This is a genomic window from Pseudomonas sp. TE21435 (assembly GCF_056279265.1).
In genome coordinates this window covers 681,012-705,595 of the sequence record NZ_JBWBQZ010000001.1, presented here as the reverse complement: position 1 = coordinate 705,595, position 24,584 = coordinate 681,012, and the positions used below count along the sequence as shown (strand labels likewise).

Genomic DNA, 24,584 nt, shown 5'->3' with positions numbered 1-24,584 from the left:
CCATGCTGACACTCAAGCAAACTCGCACCCTGAAGAACGCCCTGCTCGGCCTGCTGTGCTGGGCCATCGCCCTGGTGATCTTCTTCCCGATTTTCTGGATGTTGCTCACCAGCTTCAAGACCGAGCTGGACGCCTTTGCCACGCCGCCGCAGTTCATCTTCGCGCCGACGCTGGAGAACTACCTGCACATCAATGAGCGCAGCGACTACTTCGCCTACGCCTGGAACTCGGTGCTGATCTCGTTCTCGGCGACCCTGCTGTGCATGCTGATCGCCGTGCCGGCGGCGTATTCGATGGCCTTCTTCGAAACCCGCCACACCAAGCGCACGCTGCTGTGGATGCTGTCGACCAAGATGCTGCCACCGGTGGGCGTGCTGATGCCGATCTACCTGCTGGCCAAGCAGTTCGGCCTGCTCGACTCGCGCCTGGCGCTGGTCATCGTCTACACCCTGATCAACCTGCCGATCGTCGTGTGGATGGTGTACACCTACTTCAAGGACATCCCCGTGGACATCCTCGAAGCCGCGCGCCTGGATGGCGCCGGCACCTGGCAGGAGATCGTCCGCGTGCTGCTGCCGATCGCCCGCGGCGGACTGGCCTCGACCCTGCTGCTGTCGCTGATCCTGTGCTGGAACGAGGCGTTCTGGTCGCTCAACCTGACCTCGTCCGCCGCCGCCCCGCTGACCGCGCTGGTGGCCTCCTACTCCAGCCCCGAAGGGCTGTTCTGGGCCAAGCTCTCGGCCGTCTCGACCCTGGCCTGCGCACCGATCCTGATCTTTGGCTGGATCAGCCAGAAGCAGCTGGTGCGCGGGCTTTCATTCGGTGCTGTGAAATGACTTCCTGCCATGCACGCTCCCACGCCAGCCCCTTTCCACGCCTTCCTTTCCACGGCTCTGACAAGGACACCCATCATGGCTGACCTGAAAATCCGCAACCTGCACAAAGGCTTCGATGGCCACGCCATCATCAAGGGCATCGACCTGGACGTGCGCGACCGCGAGTTCGTGGTGTTCGTCGGCCCCTCCGGCTGCGGCAAGTCCACCCTGCTGCGCCTGATCGCTGGCCTCGAGGAGGTCAGCAGCGGCAGTATCACCCTCGACGGCGCCGACATCACCGACACCGCCCCGGCCAAGCGCGACCTGGCCATGGTGTTCCAGACCTACGCCCTGTACCCGCACATGACCGTGCGCAAGAACCTGTCCTTCGCCCTGGACCTGGCCGGCGTCGCCAAGCACGAGGTCACCGCCAAGGTCGACAACGCCGCACGCATACTCGAGCTGCAACCGCTGCTCGAACGCAAGCCGCGCCAGCTCTCCGGCGGTCAGCGCCAGCGGGTGGCGATCGGCCGCGCCATCGTGCGCAACCCGAAGATCTTCCTGTTCGACGAGCCGCTGTCCAACCTCGACGCCGCCCTGCGCGTGCAGATGCGCCTGGAGCTGGCGCGCCTGCACCAGGAGCTGGCCGCGACGATGATCTACGTGACCCACGACCAGGTCGAGGCCATGACCCTGGCCGACAAGGTGGTGGTACTCAACGGCGGGCGCGTCGAGCAAGTGGGCTCGCCGCTGGAGCTGTACCACCATCCGGCCAACCTGTTCGTCGCGGGGTTTCTCGGCACACCGAAGATGGGCTTCCTGCGTGGCCACCTGAGCCGTAACCAGGGCAACCAGTGCGAGGTAGCCCTCGAATGTGGTGCGCGCATCGCCCTGCCGCTGTGCGCGGGCGAGCTGCACACCGGCAGCCAGGTGACCCTGGGGATCAGGCCCGAGCACCTGAGCATCAGCCCGGTGTGCCAGGGCGCGCCGGGCTCGCTGCAGGTGACGGCCGATGTCAGCGAGCGGCTGGGCAGCGACAGCTACTGCCATGTGCGCGCCGCGTCCGGCGAGATGCTCACCGTGCGCGTGCGCGGCGACTTCGCGCCGACCTTCGGCGAGGCCCTGGAACTGACCTTCGACCCCGTCCACTGCCACCTGTTCGACAGCAACGGCCAAGCCCTCGACAAGCGCCTGCAACAGGCGGCCTAAGGACCTTCAGGATGAAACTCAACCAACACAACCTCCCCCGCCTGGCGGTAGCCCGCCCCAGCTACGACCCAAGCCAATTGCGCCAGGGCATCGTGCACATCGGCGTCGGCGGCTTCCACCGCGCCCACCAGGCCGCCTACACCGACGCCCTGATGAACCTGGGCGAAGGCCTCGACTGGGCCATCTGCGGTGCCGGCCTGCGCCGCCAAGACCGCGCCATGCGCGATGCCCTGGCCGCGCAAGACCACCTCTACACCCTGGTCGAGCTGGGCGACCAGCCCGACACCCAGGTCCGCGTGATCGCCGCGATCAACGGCATGCTGCTGGCCGAGGACGGCGCCGAAGCGCTGCTGGCCAAACTGGCCGAACCCAACATCCGCATCGTCTCGCTGACCATCACCGAAGGCGGCTACTGCATCGACGACAGCACCGGCGAATTCCGCGCCGACCTGCCGCAGATCCAGCACGACCTGGCCAACCCGCAAGCCCCGCAGAGCGTGTTCGGCTTCCTCTGCGAAGCCCTGCGCCGCCGCCGCGAGGCCGGCAGTGGGCCGTTCACGGTGATGTCCTGCGACAACCTCCCGCACAACGGCGACGTCGCCCGCAAGGCCCTGCTGGCCTTCGCCCACCTGCAGAACCACGACCTGGCCCGCTGGATCGACGGCCACGTCAGCTTCCCCAATGCCATGGTCGACCGCATCACCCCGATGACCAGCCCGGCCCACCGCCAGCAGCTGCTCGAGGGCCACGGCGTCGACGATGCCTGGCCGGTGGTGTGCGAGCCGTTTTTGCAATGGGTGGTGGAAGACAAGTTCGTCGCCGGCCGCCCGACCTGGGAGCAGGTCGGCGTGCAGTTCACCGACGACGTCACGCCCTATGAAGAAATGAAGATCAAGCTGCTCAACGGCAGCCACCTGGCCCTCACCTACCTGGGCTTTCTGCAAGGCTACCGCTTCGTCCACGAAACCCTCGCCGACCCACTGCTGCACCGCTACATGCGCACCTTCATGGACCAGGACGTCACCCCGCAACTGGCCCCGGTACCGGGCATCGACCTGACGCGCTACAAGCACAGCCTCACCGAACGCTTCGCCAACCGCGCCATCGCCGACCAGCTGGAGCGCGTGTGCTCCGACGGCTCGTCGAAGTTCCCCAAGTTCATCGTGCCCACCGCCAACCGCCTGATCGCCGACGGTAAGCCCCTGGAGCGCGTGGCCCTGGTGGTGGCCGCCTGGGCCCTGTACCTGCGCGGCGAGGACGAACAGGGCACCCGCTACAGCATCCCCGACCCCCGCGCCGCCGACTGCCAGGCCCGGGTGGCGCAGCGCGACGGCCTGGCCGCCCGGGTGCTCGGCGACGAGGCGATCTTCGGCAGTGCAGTCCCCGCATCCAAAGCCTTCGTCAGCGCATTCGAGCGCCTGTACGACAGCTTGCGCGAAGTCGGCGTGAGTGAAACCCTGCGCCAGGTCCTCGGCGACTGACACGGAGGTTTTCGAAATGGACGGACTGTTCCTCGGCATCGACTGCGGCACCCAGGGCACCAAGGCCCTGGTGCTGGACGCCGGCAGCGGCCAGGTGCTGGGCCTGGGCAGCGCCGCCCATGCGCCGCCCCGAGGTCGCGATGGCCGGCGCGAACAGGACCCGGCCGACTGGCTGCAAGCCCTGCGCACGGCGGTGTCCGCTGCCTTGCGCGATGCCGGCGTGGATGGCCAGGCCATTCGCGCATTGGCGGTGTCCGGCCAACAACACGGCCTGGTGCTGCTCGACACCCAAGGCCAGGTGCTGCGCCCGGCCAAGCTCTGGTGCGACACCGAAAGCGCGCCTGATAACGCGGAGTTGCTCGATGCCCTCGGCGGCGCCCAGGGCTCGCTCGAACGCCTCGGGCTGGTGATCGCGCCGGGCTATACCGTGTCCAAGTTGCTGTGGACCCAGCGCCAACATCCCGAGATGTTCGCCCGCCTCGCCCATATCCTGCTGCCCCACGATTACCTCAATTACTGGCTGACTGGTCGCGCCTGCACGGAGCCCGGCGACGCCTCCGGCACCGGCTACTACGATGTACGCCGACGCACCTGGGCGCCCGATATCCTTCAGCACATCGAGCCAGGCGCACGTCTTTTGGCCGCGCTACCCGAGCTGGTCGAATCCGGCGATTGCATCGGCACCCTGCGCGAACAGGCCGCCACGGCACTCGGCCTGAGCCCACAGACCTGGGTAGCCACGGGCGGCGGCGACAATATGCTCGGCGCCATCGGCACCGGCAATATCGCCCCCGGCATGATCACCCTGAGCCTCGGCACCTCCGGCACCCTGGCCGCCCATGCCGACCAGCCCCACGTCAGCGCCTTGGGCGAAGTGGCGACCTTCTGCGCCTCCAGCGGCGGCTGGCTGCCGTTGATCTGCACCATGAACCTCACCAGTGCCTGCGCCCTGGTGCGCGACCTGCTGGAACTCGACCTTGACCGTTTCACTGAGCTCGCCGCCCAAGCCCCGATCGGCTCCGACGGCCTGCTGATGCTGCCCTTCTTCGACGGCGAACGCGTGCCCGCCTTGCCCGAAGCCACGGCCAGCCTGCACGGCATGACCAGCGCCAACCTGACCCGCGCCAACCTCTGCCGCGCCGTGCTCGAAGGCACCTGCTTCAGCCTGCGTTACGGCCTCGACCTGCTGCGCGCCAGCGGCCTGCCAGGCAGCGAAATCCGCTTGGTCGGCGGCGCGGCGAAAAGTCCGTTGTGGCGACAGGTGCTGGCCGACCTGCTCGGCCTGCCGGTGGTATGCCCCCAACAGACCGAAGCCGCCGCCCTCGGCGCCGCAATCCAGGCCGCCTGGAGCCTCGGCCGCCAGCTGGGCCAGGGCGACAGCCTCGAAACTCTGTGCGAACGCTGCGTCGCCCTCGACGAAAGCACCCGCACCCTGCCCCGCCCGGCGCAACAGGCCGAGTACGAGGTCGCCTATCAACGCTACCGGGATCAACTGCCTGCGCACTGAGCGCAGGTATCCTGCCCTTATCTATCGCTCTGGAGAACTGCATGTACCTGGTGTGTGGCGAGGCCCTGTTCGATGTCTTCAGCCTGGAAAACAGCAACCGCAGCAGCGAGCTGGGGTTTACCGCGATTGCTGGCGGGTCGCCGTTCAACGTGGCCGTCGGCCTGCGACGGTTGGGCGTGGCGTCGGCGTTGTTTGGCGGGTTGTCCAGCGACTACCTCGGTGCCCGGCTACGCCGGGTGCTGGAAGAGGAACGGGTGGACTGCCGCTATGTGGTGACCAGCGATGCGCCGACCACACTGGCCATGGTCGGGCTGGATGCCAATGGCTCGGCGCAGTATCAGTTTCGTGGTGAAGGGTGTGCGGATCGGCAGGTGAAACTGGAGCATCTGCCGCTGCTGGATGAGCGTGTGCGGGGGTTGCATGTGGGCTCGTACACCCTGGTGGTGCAGCCCGTGGCCGATACACTGATGGCGTTGGTAGAGCGCGAGCGGGACCGACGACTGATCAGCCTTGATCCGAATGTACGGCTTAATCCGCAGCCGGATGTGGCGTTGTGGCGGCGGCAGGTCGAGGCGTTTGCCGGGCATGCGCATGTGATCAAGGCCAGTGAGGAAGATATCGCCTTGCTCTATCCGGGCCGGGAGACCCGTGATGTGGCGCGAGGCTGGCTGAACGATCGCTGCCGACTGGTTTTCATCACCCATGGAGCAGACGGTGCCAGCGTGCATTGCGCGCATGGGTCATGGCAGCGCCCAGCGGATACCTCATTGCCGGTATGCGATACCGTCGGCGCCGGTGACACCTTCCAAGCCGCCGTGCTCGCCTATCTGGCTCGCCTAGGAGCAGACAGCCCGGCCGGTGTGGCGAAGCTCCCCCATAAAACCATCGATTCAATCCTCGCCTACGCAATCCATGCCGCAGCAATCACCTGCTCCCGAACAGGCCCGAACCTGCCCTTCGACCATGAGCTACCAGCCAACCCATACGCCGCCCCCCTGTAGGAGCGGCCTTGCGTCGCGAAAGGACCGCAAAGCGGTCCCGGCGATTTCAGCCCCGCAAGCGTGCGGCCAAGTCACCGTCCAAACGCCCGCATTGAAGCGATGCCTGGTGCTATCCTCTTTCACCGGATTTTTCGCATTCCGAATCAAGTACTGCACCAGGTAGATACAGAGCCAAGTTGCTGCCAAGGCCGACCTCAGCGCGGGTATCACCAGGCGACTTGACCCAGGGCACCCGTGCCACAACCGCATCAAAGAGATCCAGGATGTCCCTTAGCACCCTCTCCCCCCATTCGCTGCCTGATCATTGCAAGGCTGTTCTCTATGCGCTGGTAACCTCGGTTCCTGGCAAAGGTAAGACCTCGCTGCTCAAACTGCTGCGGGCCATGGAGATCCGTGACGATGGTGGCAGGCTGCTTGACGCCACGACCTTGCCCGCCTTGCTGGAGTGGTTGCAAAGCCAGGGCTGGGTCGAAGTGGAGCAGCGCAACGAAGGGCAATATTTCTGCGTGACGGCACAGTGTCGTAACAGCGTGCTCCTCAGCCTGCTGGGCACAGCCGAGGGGAGCCTGCGCTTGCATCAGATCAACGCCAGTTTGCCTGCACTTGGGCAATGGCAAATGCCTGGCAGACCCCGAGTACTGCAAGAACTCTGGCTACGCCTGCTTAGCGGTGACCGCCAGCGACTGCCCGACTCGCTGTACCTGTCGTACAGGCTGCTCCCGGTGAGCGAGTGGCATGCCCAGCACCCTATGCGCCTGCTGCAGTGCGATCCGGCCGGGCGGGAAGTGATCGGCCAACTGGACGAGACGGTGCGGAGGCTGCTGATCGAGGATCACCTGCGCCTGAACAACGACCTGCTTGGGCCGGCAGACGAGAGCTATGCATTGGCCAAGCAGGAGATGGCACTCAAGCCCTCTCTCGCATTGCGCCTGCAACTGGTTCAACAGGCGCTTTGGCGTGGCGACTGGGCGGCGCTGCAACACTATGGCGAGCAAGAGCTGCCGCTGACGACACAGTGCCTGCAGTCGCTGCTGCGCGGCCAGCCCGACGAGACCCTGCGATTGCTGCGAGCCTGGCTCACCGACCAGCGCAAACAGACCAAGAAGCGCAAAATCGACCTGCCACCCTTGAACAATGCACTGTACTGCCTGGCGCTGATCGCTGAAAACGACAGCCAGCACTACGCTGCGCTCAAACAGGCACTGGCTCTAGGCACAAAGGAAAACTACGGCAGCGCTTATCCGGCGCTCTATCAAGTGTTCGAGCGCTTGCAAGGCAACACGCCGGACTTGTCCTACCTACGGTCAACCACCCTCAATGGCCTGGATGGGCTGATGCTCTCCCTGGCACTGTACTGGCTGGATGCCCCACTCGCGCGTGGGCCCGATTGGCGCGCGAAGCTGGAAGGTTACCGAGGCGGACTCGATCAACAGGGTTACAACTGGCTGGCGGCAGAATTCGACGCCCTGATCGCCATGCAATTCGGCGTGCCCCGGCAACTTCACGACCTGCATCACGATGCAGGTTTCAAACCACTGACTGCGCTGCTTCAGCGCCAGGAAGCCTGGCAGCATGCCCTTAGCGCATTGAGTCAGCTGAAACCGGCCAATGCACCGGTCACCGCGGCTGGCAAGAAGAGCACCCGCCTGGCGTGGTTGTTGAATCTTCATCGCTACGGCAACCAGCTTGAGCCGCGCGAGCAGAAACTGGGGGCCAAGGGACAATGGAGCAAGGGCCGCCCAGTGGCACTCAAACGCCTCATGGACGAGGGCGACAGCCTGGACTTTCTCTGCGAGCAAGACCGCCAGGTGATCAGCGCGATTCAAGTCAGCCAGTCCTACTACCACGCCGAGTACGAATTGCCGCTTGGCATGGCCCTGCCCAGGTTGGTCGGTCATCCGGCGTTGTTCTGGCAAGATGCCCCTGACACACGCATCGATCTCCAGGCAGGCGAAGCCAGCTTGCACCTTCAGGCCGAGGACGGACAGATCCATCTGCGTCTCGAGCCTCCGGGCGTCGTCACCGCCGAGACCTTCTACATCGATCAGCAGACACCGACCCGCTTGCAGCTCTATCCGGTCAACAGCGATCTGCGCCAGATCGCCAGGATCATCGGCGACGGCCTGCGCGTACCGCAATCGGGCAAGGCGCAACTGATCGAAGCCGTCAGTGCCATCGCACCGCTGCTACCCATCCACTCGGACCTGCCCGAGCTCTCGGTGAACCTTGAACAGGAACCTGCCGATACGCGCCTGTACGCGCATTTGCTGCCACTTGCCGAGGGTTTGCGCTTGCAACTGCTGGTGCGCCCTTTGGCCGAAAGCAGCTGGTTTCGCCCGGGCCAGGGCGCGCAGAACCTGCTTGGCGAGCGCGACGGCAAACCCTTGCAGGTCTGCCGCGACCTGGCAGGCGAACGCCAGGCACTGCAACAGGTATTGCATGACTGCCCCGGCCTGGCCAACGCCAATAGCGATGGCCAGGAATGGCAGCTGGACCAGCCTCAGGATGCCTTGCAGGTACTCGGCGAACTGCATGCATTGGACGGCAGTTTGCTGCACTGCGTCTGGCCAGAGGGCGAGCGCCTGCGCATAAAAGGCCGCGTGAACCTCGACGCGCTCAAGCTGGGCCTGCGCAAACAGGGTGACTGGTTCATCCTGCAAGGGGAAGTCGCACTCGATGACGGCAAGGTACTGCAACTGCGCCAGCTTCTGGAACTGCTCAAGGCCGGCCCCGGACGCTTCCTCAAACTCGACGAGCGTGACTGGCTGGCACTCGACAAGCGCTTGCGCCAACGCCTGGAGGAACTGGCGTATCTGGCTGATCGGGTCACGGACCAGGGCCTTCGCCTCAGCCCGTTGACTACCCCGTTGCTGGCCGGGCTGGCCGCCGAGGTGAGTGAGTTCAAGGCCGATAAAAGCTGGCAGGCGCACCTCGATAAACTACAGTCGATGCGCGACCACCAGCCCCAGCTCCCTCGCACCTTGCAGGCCGACCTGCGCGCCTATCAGCATGAGGGTTTCACCTGGTTGGCACGCCTGGCTCAATGGGGTGTCGGTGCCTGCCTGGCCGACGACATGGGCCTGGGCAAGACGGTACAGCTTCTGGCCGTTCTGCTGCAGCGGGCCGCCGGTGGCCCGCAACTGGTCGTGGCACCGACGTCGGTGACCCTCAACTGGCAGGCTGAGAGCCGGCGTTTCGCGCCACAACTGAAACTGCATATGTATCAGCAAGCGCGCAGTCTGGCAGATCTCGGCCCCGGCGACCTGGTGATCACCAGCTACGGGTTGCTGCAGCAGGACAGCGCAGCCTTCGCCACCTGCCACTGGCACAGCGTCGTGCTGGACGAGGCCCAGGCCATCAAGAATGCCCAGACCAAACGCTCTCAAGCGGTAATGGCCTTGCAGGCCGATTTCCGCGTGGTCGCCACTGGCACCCCGCTGGAAAACCACTTGGGCGAGTTGTGGAACCTGTTCCGCTTCATCAACCCAGGGCTGCTCGGCAGCCAGGAACACTTCAACAGCCGCTTCGCTACCCCTATCGAACAGGGCGATGCAGCAGCCCGACGGGCTCTGAAAGCGCTCATCCAGCCCTTTATCCTGCGCCGTCTGAAAAGCCAGGTGCTCGACGAATTACCCGCGCGCACAGAGATCACCTACAAAGTACCGCTGTCCGATGAAGAGGCTCACCTCTATGAGGCCCTTCGCCAGCAAGCGGTGAGCAATGTCTCTGATCTGGCGCCCGGAGCAGGCAGATCATTCCAGATCCTGACGGAGATCACCCGCCTGCGCCGGTTCTGCTGCCACCCGGCCCTGGTGACTCCCGGCTCGACCCTGCCTGGCAGCAAGTTCCAGGCGGTCACCGCAATCGTCGAAGAGCTGTTGGACAATGGCCACAAGGCCTTGGTCTTCAGCCAGTACGTCGACCACCTGAGTATCGTCCGTACCTGGCTCGATGAAAAAGGCATCGCCTACCAGTACCTCGATGGCAGCGTGCCGGCCAAGGAACGGGAAAGCCGAGTCAATGCCTTCCAGGCTGGCGCGGGTGAAGTCTTCCTCATCAGCCTGAAAGCTGGCGGCAGCGGCCTAAACCTTACCGCCGCCGACTATGTGATCCACCTCGATCCCTGGTGGAACCCGGCGGTGGAGGATCAGGCCAGTGACCGTGCCTACCGCATCGGCCAGCAGCGTCCGGTGACGATTTACCGGCTGGTAGCCGAGAACACCATCGAGGAGCAGATCGTCGCCCTGCATGCTCGCAAACGAGACCTGGCCGACAGCCTGTTGGAGGGTGGCGAAGTGAGTGCCAAGCTGGATGCTGATGCCCTGTTGGCGCTGCTTGCGGGGTCGCTGCAATGATTGGGTGGGCGTAGGAAAAGCATGGCCTGTATCGGGGTTGCCGGGAAGGCGAAGCACACCGCAGGCCTCACCCGGCAATCCAGAGCGATGTTACCTTTTGCCCAACAATTCAGAACGGCCAATCACCTCACCGCTGCGTTCAGGCTTGCCCGGCCCAGAAAAGCCTGCGCCCGCAATGGCAGCATCCAGACCTCGAAAATGTGGAGCCGCCTTCGGGCTGCGCAAGGCTTCCATGCCGACGTTCCAAGCATGCACCATGTTCTTGGCAACATCACGCCACGCAGGTTCGTTTTTCGACGCTTCGATGACTTCCTTTCCAACCGCCACGGCAGACTCGCAAAGCTGCTCGATCATCGCCGCGTACTGCCGTGGCGATATGCTCAGAACACCTTTGAAAAATGACTCCAGTGAGCGCCCAGGTGTCCAGGTCTGCCTTCCACCAACGGAGAGTCCAGGCGGGTTGTTGGCGAAGCGAGGGTAGGCTTGCGTGGTAACCAAATCAAAGACGGGCGTGAACGCCACATCAGTCAGCGAGGTGTAAAGCAGTGCAATATTCTTCGCGTGGCAATCCGCATTGCGCACCACATAGTTGGTCAATAGCTGCCAGCCAAAGTGCTCACGTTGCGCCTTGAGGTGTTCCGCGGACAAGTAGGCCCGACAGGCATTCCAGACGCGCTCTGTCGTGGGCGCATATTTTTCATGTGGAGGCAGCCCTAGCAGCCCACAGGCATCTTCGACGCCCCGGCACGCGTTACCTTGGTCGTCCACGTCAAAACGATCCACTACCAGAACCTTGCCATCCTCGGACATACGGCATGAAGCTACGGGCACCACACCAAGCCGGCCCAGCACACGCATGGTGTAGAACTCGTTGAAACCCAGGAATGGGGTCGTCTCATCAGAGCCTTTGATGATGTGAGATCCGGTGCGCAAGGTCGGCTTGCCAAGTGGTTCGACACGCCGGGCAACAGCATCTGCCGCAATGAATTTTGGCACTACCCCCGATACCGCTACCCGAGCATATTGCCGAACAAGCTCGGCGAACCGCTCAGTGGTGTTTTCCGCCTTGAGCAGATGACCGAGGTCCAAAGGCTCCATCACAATTCCAGGCTTGATACCTTCAGGCGTGACCGAGACCCTGCCAATACCCGTACCACCCACCAAGCCCAGCATCGACAGATCGGTACCATCGAGCAGCGGGCCGAACGCTTCGCGGATGACGTTCAGCAAATACCCTTCAGGAAGGTTCTGCCGGAAGAAAGGGAATAAATCACGGGGCCAGCGCCAAGGCGCTTCACGAACAGGCAGGGCCAAGCTGACAAAGTCCTCCCGGGCTGTTCCGGGAAGATAGTGCAGTACATATTCGTCACGGTCCCGATAAAGCTTGGCCACGAGCCTCGAACGGACATGGACGTCAAGGATCATGGTCAAGCAACCCCAGACCGTTGTTCCTCGAGGATGTCCTCGACCGTACGTGCGTGACCAGCCTTCACCAGCTTCAGGTCATAGCCTGCGGCTTCCAGGAGCCGGACAAGCGCCAAGACACTCATGTCCCCCTTGGCCAGGGTCTCCATCCTCGCCACTGTGGAACGGGAAACACCTGCGCGGCTGGCCAACGCATCTTGGCTTAGCTTTGCTTCACGCCGGACGGTTTTAAGCATTTCAGCGACATCATAGAGAGAGGACATTTGTAGCTCTCGAGCATCAAAATGAAGGGTTTCTCTGAATAATGTAGCCCTTGGGCCACATAGCGGCAACCTCTCACCCAGATAGTTGTGTGTCACATGGGCTACAAAATTTGTAGAAAACCTCACTTTAGTAGCTCAGGGGCCACAATATTAGAGGGACGCTCAAGATTAGCTTGCGCCCGGGCCCGAAGATGAGCCGTCCGACTCAGCAACGATGCCGGGATGGGCTGGATACATTCCGCGTGCTCGGTAATGTCAGCGTGCACAAGCTCGAGAAAGGCTTTTTTAGCCTCCTGCGCTTCGCGCTCGGCTAGAAGAGCCACTTTCAACCTTGATTTGGACATGTTTTGCTCCTTAATCCGGCCCCTGCGACAGCTGCCGCCTGTGCGGTCTGCCCAAGGGAATGTACAGCAGAATCACTTGAGGGAAATGAGGCACAAGCCCACCGTTACATGTTTCAGAACGGGACTACATACCCATTGCCGATCGATTGTGCTCTACCTATTCACGGACGCTCTGTTTACCGCACCTGAACCCCACACAGGCCTTTAGCCATTAGCACAACCGCCCTAATCGACCCTGCTCACTCAGCGCTCGTATAGTTCCTTCTTGATTACAAAAACCAGGAAAGGACTCCATGGGCCACAAACTTCCACCCCTCTGCCAATGGCTGGCCATCCTGGCCCTCACCTGCAGCACCCCGGCCCTCGCCGCCCCCGCCTCAGGCGACTACTGGATCATCTACGGCAAAGGCGAACGCCTGCACAACGAGGTCTACGTTGCCGATGCCGCCGGCATCCTGCAAAAACCCGGTGGCGTGCAATCGGCCCAAGTCATGCAGCTGTTCGAAGACCCGGCCTTCCCGACCCTTGCCGCCTACGAGGTGCAGGTCAAATGCAAACAGCGCCAGATCCGCCTGGACAGCGCCCGGGCGATACGTCGCTTCGACGGCGCCGTGCGCGATGTGAAAACCAACGCCAAAGACTGGGTCGCACCAAAGGACTACTGGCTGCAGCGCACCTTCGCCTTCGTCTGCGCCCCCGACAACCGCGCGCGCAACCAGATGCTGTCGATCGGCAAGATGCCGGCGGCGAAGATGGTCGCCACCATCCAGGCCATGTTCATCCAGTTGATTGGCGTGCAGGCCAACAGCCAGGCGGTGCAGGAGCTGGACGACATGCTGGCGAACACCCCACGATGAACACGCGCCCGCTGCTGATTCTTGGCCTGTTGCTGCCGACGTTGGCCGGCTGCATCCCGACTCTGCCGGAGCTGATGGCGGGCAACCAATGGCAAGGCCGCGACGCCAAGCAGGCCATCGACTTCTTCGGCCCACCCATGCGCATGGAGCCGTTGCCCGACGGCGCTGGGGTGCAGTTGGGCTGGTACCGCGATACCACCTACGTGCGAAAGGAGGTGATCGGCAGCACCGCCGAGATGCAAGGCAACGTGATGGTCCATACCAACTACTGGGATGACGTGGCTCATCCTGGCGGCTGCACGATCCTGATGTCGGTGAACAAGGCGCGGCAGATCAATGATTTCTCCACCAAGGGCCGCTGTAACGGCGTGAACCTGGCGCCATAACGGCTAGCCGAAACTCGGGAGCAGGCCTGTGGGACCGGGTTCGAGGAATCGGGCTCGCAGGCGCGGATTCGTGGGAGCGGGCTTGCCCCGCGATAACGCCCGCCCAGACAACCAAACCCCCAGCCAGATACCCTCCCCCTACTCAGCCCCCCGCCCAACCATCAACCCATGATTCACATCCTGGGCCAACGCCTTGGCCATGCCACTGAGGTAATGCACCGCCGTCAGCAGCGTAGGCAGATGTTCCGTCTCCACCATAGCCAGATCACTGATCCTGTGCACCGCACACATCAGCACGGTCGCCTGCTCCACCGCATGGTCCAGCGGATGCCCCGCCACCACGCGGAACAGCGGGTCTTGCACACCCACCTCCGCGCCTTCGCCGAAATGCCCGACGCCGGTGGTGGCGAGTTTCTTGATGCGCGGGATTTGCAATTCCTTCTCCATACCATTCCTCCTGCGGCACCGCGAACGGCGCGGGGCCTGATCGGTGAACATCAAGTACGAGCCCAGGCTCGCCAGGTCAGTGCCGGGATTGCACGCGGCTCAGCGCCACTTCCACCAGGGTGCGGGCGCTGTCGATTTCGTGCATGGCGGCGAGGGTCAGTACCTGGCCTGGGGGTTTGGCGTGGAGCAGGACGGTCTGCTGGCTGACGGTCAGGGCGCAGACGAGGTATTCGGAGATCTGGACCAGGAGGTCTTCGAGGGTGTGGGTGGTGTATTTGTCGTGTTGGGGTGGATCGGGGACTATTTTCAGCATGGTAGAACTCCTATTTTCAAATGGAGCTACCGTTCTCTGCTGTCAAACAGAAAGGTGGCAGCTGTACGCGGGTTGACAGACCGGGAAAATAGGAAACCGGCGCACCGAAGTGCCCCACGTACAGCCACCATAGACGGCTATGCACGCGCGTTACTATCTTCCCGGTCTGTCAAAACCGGTCGCTGAATTGGCAGCGACCTGGCGAGACTAGATGGGTGATGCAGCGGCTGCAACGGGCTGTAAGGGGGTAGAAGTATGTTTCGGAAACGGACTACAGAGAAGAGGGAAAATCTGATCCCGTAGACCCTGGGCACGTCTGCTGCCACAGCGGATATGTCCCCGGGATGCATACGAGCTCTCGCGGGGCCAACACGATCGCAGTGGCGCTTTCCCCCTCACCAATGAGCTTTTAAATTGTGGATCGTGCGATGCCAGTCGAGTCGATGATATCCTTCAGTTGGATAATCCTCATAAGTAAGAACCCAGAATCACGCGGGCCAATACAATCGTTTCAACGGCACGATGCGTTTGGTCTCAGCGTCGGTTGCGTCGTAATGCTCAATGAGCGCGCGCACCACGTGATCCAATGTCCACATCGCCAGAGGAATAGAGGCTCGATCAGCCTCGTACTGGGCGTCTTTGCTAAAGCCTCCGGTACTCACATAGAGGCCTCGATCATCCTTGTGTCGACCACCCAGGAAGCTACGAATCTCCTGGCTACCCATCTGCCCTTTACGGTGCTTAACCTCCACAACGATACGTGGATGCTCGAAACCGAAGCCGTCAGGCGAGGCAACGATGTCCTTGCCTCGATCGGAACCAGGTGGCGAGACTTGAGTCTTGTAGCCCATTGCGCGAAGAATTCCTGCTACTAGCTGCTGCATGTCATCCCAATCCAGCTCGCTTACACGATCCTTGATACGCTCCAGTGCCTGAGCCTCAACATCTGCCAGCGGGTCGGCAATGCTTTCCTCGGCCTCATCTTCCTTCGGCGCTACTGGCTTGCCTTTCAACGCCTCAAACACTTCAGCAGCTGCATCGGAAGGTACTTCGAACAAGGTCAAAGTCGAGCCCAAGCTATTTTTGGTGCTGGTACCCAAGTTATCGCGGGGCAGCTCTTGTTGCTGCCACTGAACCTTGCGCACCAGAGCCATGCCCTGCTCTGCCCATTCCGGATGATGCTCCGCCTGACCGACTACCTTACCGACAAGATACAAGCGGTTAGCTGGCGAGTAGGTCACAACCCAATCACCGACCGCGACTTCGTTGACGAAGCGCCACACTTGCGAAGCGCCTGCGACCACAGAGCCCTTCTTGAGCTGCGGCTCAAGTGCTTGATACATGGCAGTGAGCTCTTTACGCCCAACGCCGAGCTTTGCATGCGGTGCCAAATGGCTCCAGCCGACTGCCGTCACTTCACGCTCGCGAAAAGCATCGTAAAGGCTTCCAGATTCGCCACGTACCATCCACATTCGGCTCATGTCTTCTCCTGCGGAATAAAAATCAATCAACCACTTCTGATCTAGGCAGACTCAAAGATACCTCTCGAAAAGCAAGCAGTGCCGCTTCGAGATGCTCAATGATCTCCTGCTGGAGAACATCCGGTGGCGGCAGATCATCAAGGTTGTCCAGGCTGTCGTCCTTGAGCCAGAAGATGTCGAGACTGGCCTTGTCGCGCGCCATTAGTTCTTCGTAGCTGAAGAACTTGAACCGATCGGTAGCCACTCGCTCGTGACGATTTTCCGGGTTGTAGCAGGTGATGAAATCCTGCAAATCGTCCAGCTTGAGCGGGCGCGTCTTCAGAGTGAAGTGCTTATTGGTGCGCAAATCGTAGAACCAGATGCCCTTGGTGTGGGTCTGCCCATCCTTGGGCTTGGCGTCGAAAAACACCACATTGGCCTTCACGCCCTGGGCGTAGAAGATGCCGGTGGGCAGGCGCAAAATTGTGTGTACATCGCAGTTCAGGAGAAGCTTGCGACGAATTTTTTCGCCTGCCCCGCCTTCAAACAGAACGTTATCTGGCAACACCACTGCCGCTTTACCGTCCACCTTAAGCATGCTGACGATATGCTGTAGAAAGTTGAGCTGCTTATTCGACGTGGTTTCCCAGAAATCCTGGCGCTCGTAGGTCAGCGCTTCCTTATCTTCATCACCCTCTTCATTGGTGATGGTCATGCTGCTCTTCTTGCCGAAGGGCGGGTTGGCCAGCACGTAATCCACCTTGCGTTTGGGCTCGGAGATCAGGGCATCAGAACGCTCAACAGAAGGCTCCCCGTCCAGTTCGCCAATGTTGTGCAGGAACAGGTTCATCAAGCACATACGGCGCGTGTTCGGTACGATTTCATTGCCGTGGAAAGTCTGATCACGCAGGAATTCTTTCTGACGCTTGTCCAACTTGGCGCCCGGGCGTGTCAGCCAGTTGTATGCGCCCAAGAAAAAGCCGCCCGTGCCGCAGGCGGGATCGGCAATGGTCTTCATCGGCTCGGGGCGTACACAGGCAACCATAGCGTCGATCAGCACACGTGGCGTGAAATACTGGCCAGCACCGCTCTTGGTGTCTTCGGCGTTTTTCTGCAGCAACCCTTCGTACAGATCGCCCTTGGTGTCGGCGTCCAGGCTGATCCAGCTCTCGGCATCAATCAATTGCACCAGGCGCGAGAGCTTGGCCGGGTCCTGAATCTTGTTCTGGGCCTTGAAAAAGATCGCACCCAGCATGCCAGGCTCCCTACCGAGCTTGTGCAGAGTGGCGAGATAGTGAGCCTCGAGCGGCTCACCAACCTTGGAGGTCAGGCTGGCCCAGTCATAACCTTTCGGAATGTGGGTGTCGCGATTGTAGGGCTCTTGGGCGTATTCATGCGCCAGCTTCAAAAACAGCAGGTAGGTGAGCTGTTCGAGGTAATCGCCATAGCCTACGCCGTCATCGCGCAAGGTGTGGCAGAAGTTCCAGACTTTCTGGACGAGGGTGCTTGTATTCATAAAAGTGCCTCCACCCAAGCCTTGTCTCGATGCGTGCCGATGGCTGATCGGAAGAAGCTGGAGTATTCGTGATCGATAGATAAATGTTCTTGCAAGTGTGTGAGAACAGCAGGTTGATTACCGGCAAGTCGAATCAAATCATCGAGAACTCGCCAAGATTTTTTTTTGGTTTCTGGCGTGTTCCATTCATTGAACCCCAAGCGGTCAATCGTGTATCGCGCACGCGTGTATTCCCAGGTCCCATCTAGAGCGACTGGCTTAACTTCGCCATCAATACCATGGGCGAGCAACTCACAATCAACCTGCACACAAGGGTCTAATAATCTGGGCAATTCCGAATTAAGTTGTCCCGAAGGTAGTGCGCAACGTTGTGCCTCATCACGAATAGGGAATTCATTGGCTTTGCCGTGCTGTACGCCGGCATCGTCATTTTCCGGTCGATTGCAACGCTGGCATGACAGTCGGAAATTCCACCATTCATAGGCCAGCCAGTAATACCCGTCATGACCCGCCAGCTTCACGCCATCCACAGTGATACCCAGCTTGGGTCGGAAGTGGTCGACATCAAACGGTGCGCGCGTGCTTTTCGCTTCGCAATACCAGCATTTTTGGCCACTGGCATTGGCGAGCCATTTTTTTAGTAAGCCCCAGCTACCGTTATTCTTGATGTAGTCAGATCGAGGAGTTTGGGTGCCCAACAAATTCACTCTTGCGAGCCTGGCCGCATAAACCTTGGGCCAGCGTGCTGGTAAATGTGGGGGCGTCGGAATCTGAATGAATCTCAAGCCTGACCCTCCTGCAAGCTGCGCAGCAGGCTTTGCACCAGAGCGTCGAGAGCCTTTTGCTTGTTCTCCGGCGTGACGATGGCCCCGTCGATATCGCCGTCTGCAGCTAGATCAAATCGGGCACGCAGATACTCTTGCTCCAGCCTGTCCCTCGACGCAAAGTTAAAATCCAAGCCTTCAAGGCGCGTGCGGATTTCAACGAGTTTGGCCCGATCCGCATCGCTGAGAGGGGGCTGCTGAGTGGAGAGTTGATGAAGTGCTAGCAGATCCTCATTCGTGGCTTTATCCAGGCTGGTACCCAAGCCGAACATATCGCTGGTCACGATCCCGGCAAAGCCCATGCCTTTGGGATCGACGGCAGGATTCTCGGCACGCACTGTACGGCTTGCTGCTTCACGATACAGGATCTGCACCTGCTCCTTCACCAACTCTGCTATGGCCAAGGGATTGTGGGTCGTGAGCACAATGTGACTGTTGTCCTTACCCTCAGTGCTCTGGCCGACAAAGGACTTCAGGTAGTTCAGGTAGTCAACGCACCAGCGCGGATTCAAATGAGTGTCCGGCTCATCCAGCAGGAACAGGCTTTCATCCTCTGCGGTAAAGCGCAGCAGGCCCAATACGGTCAGCAATTGCTGCTCACCCTCGCTGAGTTCTCGGAACGTAACGCTGCCATCGTTCTTCTTCAGGCGCACACGGATGCGCACCTCTTCAATGAGCTCCGAAACATACGTGCTCTCAAGATCACGGAAGAACTGCGCTGGGGACTGGTTGCCAACCAAGCGACGAAGAGCCGCAATATCCTTTACGTACAAATATTTAAACTGCAGCGTTTCCTTGTTCCAGATCGAGGTGGAAACACGACGACTGATTTCCACTGGTGCCAGCGCGATGTCGTAGAGTCGTGACAGAAAATCGCGCACCACGCCCCGCGCGTTCCAAAAGCGCGGGTCGCCATCGGCAGCCTTCGACTTCCAAGGTGGCTGCCGCAGCACGAATAACACCGACTCAATACCTTCGTCCGGATCAAGGCCGAGGTGATCATCGAGGAATGCCCGCACAACGTCGGATTGCTGAATCAAAAAGGCCAGCAAAACGAACTGGCTGTGCACCGGCATGGCATAAAACAGGCGCTTCAGGCCAGGGTCTTCGCCGTTACGCAGCTTGCTGTCGTAGTTTTCGAGATAGGGACGAAACACCTCGTGCATACGCGGACTCTCGCCCGAGTAATAGCTGAACACATAGCGCGGCAGATACTCGTTATCCGCATTCAGGAACGCCGTGAGCTTGATAGCCTTACCACGCAGAGCCGAAACCTGCGCTGCGCCCTCCATGAATGGGATCAGGGTGCCAGCACCACGAGCTTCTGCATCTGTCGCAACGCGAATGGTGAAAGGCTCTTTCTCACGATCCGGATCGGCATCAATGTGGATGTGCCGAAGATTTTCGCCAGCCCCCATGCGATAGGCCAGCTGAAAGGCAAACACGGGTGTTCGTTTTTTACCGATCAGATCACGAAAGATGATGGCCAGCGCCTCCAGTACGTTGGACTTACCAGTTCCGTTCCAGCCGATCACCACCGTCACCCAGTGATCCTGATCGAAGTCGATGGTGACATTCTTCAGATTCTTGAATTGGTGTGTTGGGCTGTCCTTGGCACTGCCTATGGTGAGTTTGTCTAAGCGCATGCTCAGCCCGCCAACAGTTTCAGCTTGTCATACAGCTTGCGGCCTTGCGCATCGGTCACAGCCTCCACCGCCAGGCGGCCAGCCTTATCCAGCTTGCGCAGTTCGGCGTACAGCTCTTCGATGCGTTCCGTCAGCGCGCCATCAGCTACACCACAGCGGCGGAAGGCTTCTTGAGCCGGTACCCAGTCGCCCGCTTGGGCGAGCACGTCGATGAGTTTGCTCACCATGATGGCTATCTCTTTCGGCTTGGTTTTGCGGGTCTTGGGCTGTTTAACGCGTTCCGCCCGTTCGGCACGGATACGCTCCAGCAGAGCACTAGCGGGCTCATCGTTCGGATCTTGCGGCACCAGTAGGCCGGCGAAGGCTGCGCGCAGAATATTCTGTCGTTGGGCGTTGGATTGTTTGAGGGAAATATCAACACTCTTTAATTGCTCAACAATCTCGCTGGCTTGGGCCTGAAGCGCCGAGACTATTTCTTGTTGCTCTTGAAACGGAGGAACCGGCACGGCAAGTGCGGACAGTTTGGAACCATTCACATTAGCCTGACCGACTTGCTGAACCACAACAGATTTTATCCAGCGTTTTCCATATGCCGAATTGATAAATGCTGATGCAATCTCAGGAATGTAGCCAGCAGAAAATCGAACGCTAATCAAATACGAGGCAAATGAGCAGGGTGAGATTTGAGATCGGTAGACCGCAGTCTTTCCAACCAGCTCTGGACTGTTTGTGCGATTAAATAATAAATCACCGTCTTGAAGATGGAGGCTAGGAAATTCAGCATGACAAACAGGTAGGTACTTCAAATTTGAGAAGTCCAGACCCCCATCTTTAATATTGCCCATCCGCAAGACGGGAACACCAGTTGGCTCCTCATTCGTTTTTGACGAAGAGCCGTACTTTTGCTCGACGGTAAGCTGGTCGACGCTCGCCCAGACCCACCCCTCCGGCAACGTCGGTAAGTCGGTGATGTCCGGCCGAACCGGCTCGGGGTATTTCTTCTGCCAGTCCTTGGGCGGGATTTTGCCTTGTTCAGTAAATTTGGCAAGTTGTTTGGCTTCCCAGCGAGCGCGACGCTCCTGCAGGATGCGTTCGAGCAGTTGCGCGCCACTTTCTGCTGGAGTGTTATTTGCTCGCCACTCGACAGTAAGAGCACCGTCCATGGCGGCTTTGAGCAGTGATTGCCGGTACTGTGCAAGCTTTTTCTGCGCACCCTTGAGTTCGGCTACACCGGCATCGAGGTCGGTCAGCAGCTCTTCGAGTTTGGCTACGATGCGGGTTTGTTCGGCGGCGGGGGGTAGGTGAAATGGGATGGTTTTCGCCAGAGTCTTTGAAGAAATACTGGCTTGATTCACGTGGTTGGTACAACGATGCTTCATGTACCCCGCCATCCACAGAAAATGCAATTGCCGCGCAACAAAGACGGAGTTCACCCCATCCTCCGGGCGAATGCGGGTCATGTGATTGGAGAAGGCATAGCCGCCTTCACGAGCAGAAACTACTGCAGTCTTGCCAACTAGCTCTGCGGAGTTTGTATTATTGAATAAAACGTCACCCTGGCGAAGTTCAATGCCATTGCTCATAGCCACTGACTTAATAACTTTCAGATCGATCTGACCATCACGATCGACATTCATAGGTCGAAGGTGTGGTACCCCGGCACCATCAGAGTTATGTTTTCCGCTGGCAAAGCCAGGACTCACGTCCGCTGATACTTCCTCCAGAGCCACAAGGCTCCAATTCAGTGGTAGAGTGATATCGGCAAAGGGATAGCTCTGCATTGCCTCGTCGCTAAACTCACTCACGCCACCAAGTCCTCATTCATTTCATTCATTAGCGTGTCTAACTCCTTGCCAAACAGGCCCCAGGCTTTTTGCAAGCCGCCATTGTCGGCCAGTTCTGCGTAATCAAAATCGTCGCGGCTGATGCTGCAACTGCTGGCAATGTGGTCTTTTATCAGGCGCAGCCATTCAGTCTGCTCCGAAGTGAAGGCCGTGCCGCGCTGCGCGTTGTGACGAAAGATCCACGTTTGGAATCGCTTATCTACATCGTCGGCAAAGGGTTTGAGTTCGCCATCCAACCCCAGCGCAAAGCGCAGCAGGGACACTAGATCAGTGAGCTGGCGTTTGCGGTCAACACCTTTCACGGCCGTGGCCTGCACACGGGCATAGGCATTCCACAACCGTTCGGTGGTGAGCATCAATGGCGGCTTTCTCAGGTGCTCGTGTAGCTCTTCGAGCATGTCGAAGGTGAGTGCGCGGCGCTGGTAGGGCTGTTGGTAGAAAAAGTCCAGCGCGGCGATTTCATCCTTGTTCTGCGCGATATAATCGGCAAATGTCTGGATCACAGCCTTGGCCTGGATTTCGGCCTGTTCACTAAACCCGCTGAAGGTGACCTGATCGAGGTTGATGTGATCGATGAGCTGCTCGCGCTCACGGCGGGCGGCTTCTATCTCGTCACGCAGTTCAGGTTTGTCGAAGGGGGCACAGGCTGCAGCAACGCGCTCAGCTCGGGCGACTTCAATCTCTTCGGGCAGCAAGGTGTCCTCAGAGCGCGTGATGCCTTTGGCCTCGGCCGTGACTAGCGCGGCTTGCACGATAGCGTCCGGGTCCAGCGCGGCGATCAGACCTTTGCCGAGTTCACCTACTGAAATGCCACCGCTGACCTTCTCGATGCGCGCCTGCGCTTTGTCGTCCAGCTGCTTGGCCAGTCGCACAAGTCGGTTGGCGAGCGAGAGCACGGTGTCGTCGTCGCGACTACCCATGGCCACGCCTTGCAGCAGGTCCTTGAGAGCCACGCCGGGCTTTTTCTCCAGCGGGCGGCTTTCGGTCTTGAGGCTTTTTTCCACGCCCACAGCGTCGATTAGGACGAAGCGGGTCTTGGCACCATCAGCGCTGTTGCTGACACGCTTCAGGCTTTCGCCATCGAGGCTGCGCACACCACGACCCTTCATCTGCTCGTAGTAACCCTTGCTACGCACGTCACGCATAAATAGCAGCACTTCAAGCGGCTTCACGTCGGTGCCGGTGGCAATCATGTCCACGGTGACGGCAATGCGTGGATTGTAGTCGTTGCGAAAGCCGCTGAGGATGCTGTCGGCGTCTTCCTCAGCACGGTAGGTGACCTTCTTGCAGAAGGCGTTGCCCTGGCCATAGACCTCGCGCACGATGTTGATGATGTCGTCAGCGTGGCTGTCGGTTTTGGCGAAAATCAAGGTCTTGGGTGTTTCTTTGCGCGCCGGGAAAATCTGCGTTTCCACCGCCGTTTTCATCGCCTGAATCACCTGGCGGATCTGGCTCACGTTGACCACCGACTTATCTAGCTCCTTACCGGTGTAGGTGGTGTCTTCTTCGGTTTCACCCCAACGCTTTTTGCGGGTGGCGCGGTCGCGATGGTCTACCCACTCTTTGGCCTTCAGCTCCGCACCCTTCTGGGTGATCTCGGTTTCGATCTCAAACACGTCGTAGCCTACGTTGACACCATCCGCCACGGACTGCTCGTAGGTGTATTCAGCAACGATGTTTTCTTTGAAGAAGCCGAAGGTGCGTTTGTCAGGTGTGGCGGTGAGGCCGATCAGGCTGGCATCGAAGTAATCGAGCACCTGCTTCCACAGGTTGTAGATGCTGCGGTGGCATTCATCGATGATGATGAAGTCGAAGGTTTCTACCGGTACGGCCGGGTTGTAGCGGACGAGCTTTTCCTGCTTGCCAGTTTGTTGTACTTCGTTGAGCGAGAAATCCTCGGCAGACTCATCAATCGGCTCACCACTAAGAATCGAGTACATGCGCTGGATGGTGCTGATGCACACCTGCGAATGCGGATCGATATTGGGTGAGGCCAACCGCTGTACGTTGTACAACTCAGTGAACTTGCGACCATCGTCCGGTGGCGTGTAGGCCATGAATTCTTGATGGGCCTGCTTGCCGAGATTGCGGGTATCGACCAGAAATAGGATGCGCTTAGCACCACCGAACTTAAGAAGACGGTAAACCGCAGTGATGGCGGTGAAGGTTTTGCCCGCGCCGGTGGCCATATGCACCAAGGCGCGGGGTTTGTTCAAAGCCAGTGATTTTTCCAGCCCGGTAACGGCGCTGATCTGGCATTCGCGCAGATTTCTTTCTGGCAGCGCTGGCATTTGTTCGGCTAGACGGCGACGGAGGGTATCTGGCTTCGCCAGCCAGGCGGCCAGCGTTTCCGGCTTGAAGAAGTGGAAAATTTCGCGCGAACGAGGCACCGGATCGGCACCATCGGTAAAGCGGATGATCTTGCCGGTTGCTTCGAACAGGAAGCGCAGCGGTGCATTGCCTTGCCGATGCTTGAGTGTGGCTTTGACGTAGCGCTCCGTTTGGCTTTCTGTGACCGTAAGGTTTACACCCGCGCCGTCTTTCTTAGCCTCAATTACCCCGACGGAGACCCTGTCAACAAAAAGCACGTAATCCGCACGCCCAGAATCAGTCGGAAACTCTCGCACAGCCACCCCACGAGCCGCACCTAAATTAAGCTGCTTCATGTCCTGGATGACCCAGCCAGCGTGTTGTAGCTTCTGGTCAATCTGCTGACGTGCTTCTGATTCTGGGGTCATGATGCTTATCCCTGCGATTTTGGCTCCGTTGATCTAGAGCTTTTCGAAAACTTGCTGCGACTCACATGACAGGAGTCTGAGCAAGCCACTATCAATTGGCAACCAGAAAGCGACTTTCACTAGGGGCACAGAAAAATCAGTGAGCATAAAAAA

The 24,584-nt window shown here is 59.9% G+C and carries 18 protein-coding genes; 8 read left to right on the top strand and 10 right to left on the bottom strand.

Features of this window, described 5'->3' with window-relative positions; genetic code table 11:
- Positions 1–2: 2 nt before the first annotated feature.
- The 6 genes from ACZ9C1_RS03285 (at position 3) to ACZ9C1_RS03260 (ending at position 10,368) form a co-directional block, all read left to right on the top strand.
- Positions 3–836, top strand: a complete 834-nt coding sequence (locus ACZ9C1_RS03285; RefSeq protein ID WP_046856056.1) for a carbohydrate ABC transporter permease — start codon at positions 3–5, stop codon at positions 834–836.
- Positions 837–911: 75 nt separating this feature from the next.
- Positions 912–2,024 carry an ABC transporter ATP-binding protein gene (locus tag ACZ9C1_RS03280; RefSeq protein ID WP_476253583.1) on the top strand — a complete coding sequence of 371 codons (1,113 nt, stop codon included), beginning with the start codon at positions 912–914 and terminating at the stop codon, positions 2,022–2,024.
- A gap of 11 nt (positions 2,025–2,035) precedes the next feature.
- Entirely contained in the window at positions 2,036–3,505 is a 1,470-nt protein-coding gene (locus ACZ9C1_RS03275; protein WP_476253582.1) for a mannitol dehydrogenase family protein, read from the top strand.
- Between the two features lie 16 nt (positions 3,506–3,521).
- Positions 3,522–5,012, top strand: a complete 1,491-nt coding sequence (gene xylB, locus ACZ9C1_RS03270; RefSeq protein ID WP_476253581.1) for a xylulokinase — start codon at positions 3,522–3,524, stop codon at positions 5,010–5,012.
- Positions 5,013–5,053: 41 nt separating this feature from the next.
- Entirely contained in the window at positions 5,054–6,013 is a 960-nt protein-coding gene (locus tag ACZ9C1_RS03265) for a carbohydrate kinase family protein (protein ID WP_476253580.1), read from the top strand.
- A 263-nt stretch (positions 6,014–6,276) separates the two neighbouring features.
- Positions 6,277–10,368, top strand: a complete 4,092-nt coding sequence (locus tag ACZ9C1_RS03260) for a DEAD/DEAH box helicase (RefSeq protein WP_476253579.1) — start codon at positions 6,277–6,279, stop codon at positions 10,366–10,368.
- Between the two features lie 90 nt (positions 10,369–10,458).
- On the opposite strand, the gene ACZ9C1_RS03255 is transcribed toward ACZ9C1_RS03260, so the two are convergent.
- Together ACZ9C1_RS03255 and ACZ9C1_RS03250 are read right to left on the bottom strand one after the other, a co-directional pair.
- Complete coding sequence (locus ACZ9C1_RS03255) at positions 10,459–11,793, bottom strand: type II toxin-antitoxin system HipA family toxin (protein WP_476253578.1); 1,335 nt, start codon at positions 11,791–11,793, stop codon at positions 10,459–10,461.
- A 2-nt stretch (positions 11,794–11,795) separates the two neighbouring features.
- Positions 11,796–12,056 (bottom strand): helix-turn-helix domain-containing protein, encoded by a 261-nt coding sequence (locus ACZ9C1_RS03250; protein WP_213883658.1) that lies wholly within the window; start codon positions 12,054–12,056, stop codon positions 11,796–11,798.
- Positions 12,057–12,693: 637 nt separating this feature from the next.
- On the opposite strand from ACZ9C1_RS03250, the gene ACZ9C1_RS03245 reads away from it, so the two are divergent.
- The gene (locus ACZ9C1_RS03245; protein ID WP_134694085.1) at positions 12,694–13,257 is read left to right on the top strand and encodes a hypothetical protein; all 564 of its coding nucleotides are present in this window, start codon (positions 12,694–12,696) and stop codon (positions 13,255–13,257) included.
- Entirely contained in the window at positions 13,254–13,643 is a 390-nt protein-coding gene (locus ACZ9C1_RS03240) for a hypothetical protein (protein WP_476253577.1), read from the top strand. The genes ACZ9C1_RS03245 and ACZ9C1_RS03240 overlap by 4 nt, the downstream gene beginning before the upstream one ends.
- A 138-nt stretch (positions 13,644–13,781) precedes the next feature.
- Here ACZ9C1_RS03240 and ACZ9C1_RS03235 read toward each other — a convergent pair whose 3' ends face one another.
- The 8 genes from ACZ9C1_RS03235 to ACZ9C1_RS03200 form a co-directional block, all read right to left on the bottom strand.
- Entirely contained in the window at positions 13,782–14,090 is a 309-nt protein-coding gene (locus ACZ9C1_RS03235) for a DUF3077 domain-containing protein (protein WP_476253576.1), read from the bottom strand.
- Between the two features lie 76 nt (positions 14,091–14,166).
- Positions 14,167–14,403, bottom strand: coding sequence for a hypothetical protein (locus ACZ9C1_RS03230; RefSeq protein WP_069017822.1), 237 nt, complete (start codon positions 14,401–14,403; stop codon positions 14,167–14,169).
- Between the two features lie 488 nt (positions 14,404–14,891).
- Complete coding sequence (locus ACZ9C1_RS03225) at positions 14,892–15,884, bottom strand: restriction endonuclease (RefSeq protein WP_476253575.1); 993 nt, start codon at positions 15,882–15,884, stop codon at positions 14,892–14,894.
- 22 nt (positions 15,885–15,906) lie between these two features.
- Positions 15,907–17,379 (bottom strand): class I SAM-dependent DNA methyltransferase, encoded by a 1,473-nt coding sequence (locus ACZ9C1_RS03220; protein WP_476253574.1) that lies wholly within the window; start codon positions 17,377–17,379, stop codon positions 15,907–15,909.
- On the bottom strand, positions 17,376–18,164 hold the full coding sequence (locus tag ACZ9C1_RS03215) for a hypothetical protein (protein WP_476253573.1): 789 nt from the start codon (positions 18,162–18,164) through the stop codon (positions 17,376–17,378). The genes ACZ9C1_RS03220 and ACZ9C1_RS03215 overlap by 4 nt, the downstream gene beginning before the upstream one ends.
- Positions 18,161–19,849: an AAA family ATPase gene (locus ACZ9C1_RS03210; protein WP_476253572.1), complete on the bottom strand. Its 1,689-nt coding sequence runs from the start codon at positions 19,847–19,849 to the stop codon at positions 18,161–18,163. Before ACZ9C1_RS03210 ends, ACZ9C1_RS03215 begins: the two co-directional genes overlap by 4 nt.
- Before the next feature lie 2 nt (positions 19,850–19,851).
- Positions 19,852–21,654: a restriction endonuclease subunit S gene (locus ACZ9C1_RS03205; RefSeq protein WP_476253571.1), complete on the bottom strand. Its 1,803-nt coding sequence runs from the start codon at positions 21,652–21,654 to the stop codon at positions 19,852–19,854.
- Entirely contained in the window at positions 21,651–24,431 is a 2,781-nt protein-coding gene (locus ACZ9C1_RS03200) for a type I restriction endonuclease subunit R (protein WP_476253570.1), read from the bottom strand. Before ACZ9C1_RS03200 ends, ACZ9C1_RS03205 begins: the two co-directional genes overlap by 4 nt.
- Positions 24,432–24,584: the final 153 nt, after the last annotated feature.

Excerpts from the sequence above, each read along its gene's own strand:
- ACZ9C1_RS03285 (WP_046856056.1), top strand. The coding sequence starts at position 3 with ATGCTGACACTCAAGCAAACTCGCACCCTGAAGAACGCCCTGCTCGGC.
- ACZ9C1_RS03280 (WP_476253583.1), top strand. The coding sequence starts at position 912 with ATGGCTGACCTGAAAATCCGCAACCTGCACAAAGGCTTCGATGGCCAC.
- ACZ9C1_RS03275 (WP_476253582.1), top strand. The coding sequence starts at position 2,036 with ATGAAACTCAACCAACACAACCTCCCCCGCCTGGCGGTAGCCCGCCCC.
- xylB (WP_476253581.1), top strand. The coding sequence starts at position 3,522 with ATGGACGGACTGTTCCTCGGCATCGACTGCGGCACCCAGGGCACCAAG.
- ACZ9C1_RS03265 (WP_476253580.1), top strand. The coding sequence starts at position 5,054 with ATGTACCTGGTGTGTGGCGAGGCCCTGTTCGATGTCTTCAGCCTGGAA.
- ACZ9C1_RS03260 (WP_476253579.1), top strand. The coding sequence starts at position 6,277 with ATGTCCCTTAGCACCCTCTCCCCCCATTCGCTGCCTGATCATTGCAAG.
- ACZ9C1_RS03255 (WP_476253578.1), bottom strand. The coding sequence starts at position 11,793 with ATGATCCTTGACGTCCATGTCCGTTCGAGGCTCGTGGCCAAGCTTTAT.
- ACZ9C1_RS03250 (WP_213883658.1), bottom strand. The coding sequence starts at position 12,056 with ATGTCCTCTCTCTATGATGTCGCTGAAATGCTTAAAACCGTCCGGCGT.
- ACZ9C1_RS03245 (WP_134694085.1), top strand. The coding sequence starts at position 12,694 with ATGGGCCACAAACTTCCACCCCTCTGCCAATGGCTGGCCATCCTGGCC.
- ACZ9C1_RS03240 (WP_476253577.1), top strand. The coding sequence starts at position 13,254 with ATGAACACGCGCCCGCTGCTGATTCTTGGCCTGTTGCTGCCGACGTTG.
- ACZ9C1_RS03235 (WP_476253576.1), bottom strand. The coding sequence starts at position 14,090 with ATGGAGAAGGAATTGCAAATCCCGCGCATCAAGAAACTCGCCACCACC.
- ACZ9C1_RS03230 (WP_069017822.1), bottom strand. The coding sequence starts at position 14,403 with ATGCTGAAAATAGTCCCCGATCCACCCCAACACGACAAATACACCACC.
- ACZ9C1_RS03225 (WP_476253575.1), bottom strand. The coding sequence starts at position 15,884 with ATGAGCCGAATGTGGATGGTACGTGGCGAATCTGGAAGCCTTTACGAT.
- ACZ9C1_RS03220 (WP_476253574.1), bottom strand. The coding sequence starts at position 17,379 with ATGAATACAAGCACCCTCGTCCAGAAAGTCTGGAACTTCTGCCACACC.
- ACZ9C1_RS03210 (WP_476253572.1), bottom strand. The coding sequence starts at position 19,849 with ATGCGCTTAGACAAACTCACCATAGGCAGTGCCAAGGACAGCCCAACA.
- ACZ9C1_RS03200 (WP_476253570.1), bottom strand. The coding sequence starts at position 24,431 with ATGACCCCAGAATCAGAAGCACGTCAGCAGATTGACCAGAAGCTACAA.